A 4,280-nucleotide genomic window follows, 5' to 3' on the forward strand; every position below is an offset into this window, starting at 1 on the left:
CCCGTGCCCTCACCGCCGACGGCGCGCTCGCGGACGTCCGGGTGGTCATGCTGACCACCTTCGAGCTCGACGAGTACGTCTTCGAGGCCATCCGCGCCGGCGCCTCCGGCTTCCTCGTCAAGGACACCGAGCCGGCGGAACTCCTGCGCGCGGTGCGGGCGGTGGTCGCCGGTGACGCGCTGCTCTCCCCGGGCGTCACGCGCCGCCTGATCTCCGAGTTCGCGGCCCGGTCCCGCGAACCGGCCTCCGCCGAGGGGCTGGAGCGGCTCACCGACCGTGAGCGGGAGGTGATGGCCCTGGTCGGCATGGGCCTGTCCAACGAGGAGATCGCCCGCCGCCTGGTCGTCAGCCCGCTCACCGCGAAGACGCACGTCAGCCGCACGATGGTCAAGCTCGGCGCCCGCGACCGGGCCCAGTTGGTGGTCCTGGCCTACGAGTCGGGCCTGGTCCGCCCCGGCTGGCTCGGCTGACCGCTACTGCGGCGGAAGTATCCGTGGTGCAGCCGGCCGTAGGACGCCCCGGACGTGCTCCCGGGGCCAGTCTCGGAAGAAGAAGACGAGACACCGCGAGCCCCGAGGAGCCGAACGTCATGAACACCCTCACCCCCCTCACCACCCTCGCCTACGACGGGCCCGGCCCGTGGATCCTGCTGGCCCCCCTGCTCTGGGCGGCGGTGGTGGTCACCGTCGTGACCGTGCTGCGCCGTACCGCCTGGCGCGGCGGCCGCCGCTCACCGTGGCAGGCGCCCCGCGAGGGCGTCCCCGCCGGACATTCGCCGATCGCCGTCCTGGGCCGGCGCTTCGCCTCCGGCGAGATCGACGAGGACGAGTACTGGCGCCGCCTGTCCGTGCTGGACGAACAGTTCGGCCGCTCCCTCAAGGACGGCCCGGCCTGAGACCGCCACCGCGCCCGGGCCGGCACCGCGCCCGGTCGGCACCGCGCCCGGGCCGGGAACGCATGGCAGGCTGGGGGCATGTGCGGCCGTTACGTCTCCACCCGAAGCCCCGAGGACCTGACGGGCCTCTTCGGCGCCGCCCCGCCCGCCCCCGACCTGGTCCTGCCGCCCAGCTGGAACGTGGCCCCCACCGACCCGGTGTGGGCCGTGCTGGAGCGCGCGGACCGGGAGAGCGGGCTCCTGGAGCGGCAGTTGCGGGCCCTGCGCTGGGGGCTGGTGCCGTCCTGGTCCAAGAGCCCGGACGGCGGCGCCCGGATGATCAACGCCCGGGTCGAGACCGTCGGCGAGAAGCCCGCCTACCGCCGCGCCTTCGCCAAACGCCGCTGCCTGCTGCCCGCCGACGGCTTCTACGAGTGGGAGGCCGTCCCGGCGACCGCCACGGCGAAGGCCTACAAGCAGCCGTACTTCATCAGCCCGCAGGACGGGTCCCTGATGGCGATGGCGGGCCTGTACGAGTTCTGGCGCGACCCCGGCGTCGCGGACCCCGACGATCCGGCGGCCTGGTGGTCCACCTGCACCGTCATCACCACCGAGGCCACCGACGCCGCCGGCCGCGTCCACCCCCGCATGCCCCTGGCCCTCGCCCCGGCCGACTACGACGCATGGCTGGACCCCGCCCACGAGGACCCGTCCGCCCTGCGCGCCCTCCTCACCACCCCGGCCGCCGGCCGCCTGCGGGCCCGCGCGGTCACCACGGCGGTCAACAGCGTCCGCAACAACGGCCCGGAACTCCTCGCCGACGCCCCCGGCCCCACCTGACGCGCGGTGCGCGGTGCCCGGCGCCTCAGGACAGGCCGAGCGCCGTGCGCAGGGCCCCTGCCGAGGTGAAGACGTGGCCCCGCATGCCGAGGGCCCGGGCCGCGCGGACGTTCTCCTCGCGGTCGTCCACGAACAGCACGCCCTCGCCCGGTACGCCGAGCTCCCGCAGGCACCACGCGTACGCCGCCGGCTCGGGCTTGGCGTGCCCGATGCGGCAGGACAGCCCGCGCACCCGGAAGTGCGCCAGCCAGGGGTGGTGGCGCTCGTAGTGGACGGCCAGCTCCTCCGGGATGTTCGACAGCAGGGCGACCGTCCGCCCGGACGCCGCGAGCCCCCCGATCAGGGCCACCATCTCCTCGTCCACCGCGCTCCAGCTCTCGACGTCGGCCGCGACGAGCGCGGCCGTCCGGTCCGCGTCGAAGCGGGTGCCCAGGGCCCCGGCGACCGACTGCCAGTAGCCGGTCGCGGTCACCCGGCCGCTGTCGTAGCTCGGCCGCAGCGACCAGTACGCCTCCCAGAACTCCGTCCCGGACACCCCGGCCCCGGCCGCCTCGACGAGCCGGGCCCGGCCCGCCGGGGACTGCACCCGGGCGATGACGCCGAACATGTCGAAGAGGAGGACCCGGGGGGTCCCGGTCCCGGTCTCGGTCTCGGTCTCGGTCATGCGCTCATACCTTCCGTACGGTGACGCCGGCCGCGGCCAGCGCGTCGGTCGCGTCCTGCGGGGCCTGCGCGTCGGTGACCACGGCGTGCAGCGCCGAGGCGGGCAGGACGTGGGCCAGGGCGGTGCGGGAGAGCTTCGCCGACTCGGTGACGGCCACCACCCGGCGGGACGAGGCGATCGCCGCGCGCTTGACGGCGGCGTCCGCCAGGTCGTAGGCCGTCAGCCCGTCGGCCGCCGTCAGGCCGCAGCAGCCGACGACCGCGGTGTCGAAGCGCAGGGCGGCGAGCGAGGCCTCGGTGAGCGGCCCGGTCAGGGCGAGTTCCCCGCGGCGCGGCGCCCCGCCGGGCAGCAGCAGCGTCAGGCGGGGCGCGTCGGCCAGGGCGTTGGCGGCGTGCAGCGACAGCGGCATGACCGTCAGCCTGCGGTGGTGCAGGGCGCGGGCGACCTCCAGGCAGGTGGTCCCGCTGTCCAGCACCACCGACTCCCCGTCCGCCAGCAGCGCCGCGACCTCGGCGGCCAGGCGCCGCTTGACCTCCAGCCCGTCCCGGGCCCGCAGCGGGAACGGCGTCTCCTCGCCGCGCAGCAGCAGGCTGCGGGCCCCGCCCCGGTAGCGCTCCAGCACCCCCTGCTCGGAGAGGGCCTCCAGATCGCGGCGGATCGTCATCTCGGAGGCGCCGGTGAGCTCCGCGAGCTCGGCGACGCTACGGCTGCCCCGGGCGCGCACGGCGTCGGTGATCTGCCTCAGGCGGTCTGCACTCATACCCCGATTGAACAACCCGCGTGTTCGAAAAGCAAGTTTCGAACAGGGTCGGTGTTTGTTATGTTCGATCGTATGGAGACGGAGAAGGCCGCACCGGCGGTCGCACCCACGACCGCACTCAGGAGGGCGCGGGCGGCCACCACCGCCTGCTTCGCCCTCAATGGATTCGTCATGGGCATGTGGATCGTGCACATCCCGGCGGTGGAGCAGCGCACCGGCGTCGGGCACGCCCTGCTCGGCTGGCTCCTGCTGCTCCTCGGAGCCGGCGCCTTCGCCGGGATGCGGATCGCCGGCCCGCTCACCGACCGCTTCGGCGCCCGCCGCATCGTCCCCGCAGGTGCGGGGCTGTGCAGCGCAGCCGTGGTGCTGCCCGGGCTGGCCGCCGACGCCTGGGCCCTGGGCGGGGCCCTGGTGCTGCTCGGCTTCGGCAACGGCTGCCTGGACGTGGCCATGAACACCCACGCCGTCCAGGTCGAGCGCGGCTACGGCCGCCCCGTCATGTCCGCCTTCCACGCCGTGTTCTCCATCGGCGGCGTTCTCGCCGCCCTGGCCGGCGCCCTCGCGCTCGGCGCGGGCCGGACCCCCGCCGCCACCCTGGGCGCCACCGCGCTCGGCGGGATCCTCCTCGCCCTCCTGCTCACGCCCGGCCTCCTGCCGCAGGAGCCCGCTGCTGCGGCGGCCCCGCCCGAGGACACCCGGACCGGCCGCCGCACTCCGCCGCGCATCCGGATGCTCGCCGCCCTGGCTTTCCTTCTGATGCTCTGCGAGGGCGTCGCCAACGACTGGAGCGCGCTCCACCTGCGGGATTCCTTCGGCGCCCCCGCCGCCACCGCCGCGCTCGCCTACGGGGCCTTCGCCACCGCCATGACCGCCGGCCGGCTCCTCACCGACCGCCTCGCCGCCCGGACCGGCCCGGTCGCCGTCCTGCGCCACGGAGCCGCGCTCGCGGGGGCCGGGCTCGCCCTGGCCATCGCCGCGCCCGCCGTACCGGTGGCCCTGGCGGGCTGGACCCTCTTCGGGGCGGGCCTGTCCGGCTGCGTCCCGCAGCTGTTCAGCGCCGCCGGGCACGCCGACCCCGGCGCCGCCGGGGCCAACGTCTCCCGCGTCGCGGGCCTCGGCTACCTCGGCATGCTGGCCGGCCC

6 protein-coding genes are annotated in these 4,280 nt (G+C 75.7%); 4 read left to right on the forward strand and 2 right to left on the reverse strand.

Annotation, left to right across the window (positions count from 1 at the left end):
- From ACFVXK_RS37160 to ACFVXK_RS37170, 3 genes are all read left to right on the forward strand, one after another.
- On the forward strand, nt 1–470 hold a 470-nt coding region (locus ACFVXK_RS37160), incomplete at its 5' end, for a LuxR C-terminal-related transcriptional regulator (RefSeq protein ID WP_389621359.1).
- Nucleotides 471–589: 119 nt separating this feature from the next.
- On the forward strand, nt 590–895 hold the full coding sequence (locus ACFVXK_RS37165; protein WP_389621361.1) for an SHOCT domain-containing protein: 306 nt from the start codon (nt 590–592) through the stop codon (nt 893–895).
- Nucleotides 896–973: 78 nt separating this feature from the next.
- Nucleotides 974–1,714, forward strand: a complete 741-nt coding sequence (locus ACFVXK_RS37170) for an SOS response-associated peptidase (RefSeq protein WP_389621363.1) — start codon at nt 974–976, stop codon at nt 1,712–1,714.
- Nucleotides 1,715–1,739: 25 nt separating this feature from the next.
- On the opposite strand, the gene ACFVXK_RS37175 is transcribed toward ACFVXK_RS37170, so the two are convergent.
- Nucleotides 1,740–2,378, reverse strand: coding sequence for an HAD family hydrolase (locus tag ACFVXK_RS37175; protein ID WP_389621366.1), 639 nt, complete (start codon nt 2,376–2,378; stop codon nt 1,740–1,742).
- Nucleotides 2,379–2,382: 4 nt separating this feature from the next.
- Entirely contained in the window at nt 2,383–3,138 is a 756-nt protein-coding gene (locus ACFVXK_RS37180) for a DeoR/GlpR family DNA-binding transcription regulator (protein ID WP_389621369.1), read from the reverse strand.
- A gap of 72 nt (nt 3,139–3,210) precedes the next feature.
- Here ACFVXK_RS37180 and ACFVXK_RS37185 point away from each other — a divergent pair.
- A partial coding sequence (locus ACFVXK_RS37185) for an MFS transporter (protein WP_389621372.1) occupies nt 3,211–4,280 on the forward strand: 1,070 nt, incomplete at its 3' end.

The sequence above is a fragment of the Streptomyces sp. NPDC058157 genome (genome assembly GCF_042884105.1).
GTDB lineage: Bacteria > Actinomycetota > Actinomycetes > Streptomycetales > Streptomycetaceae > Streptomyces.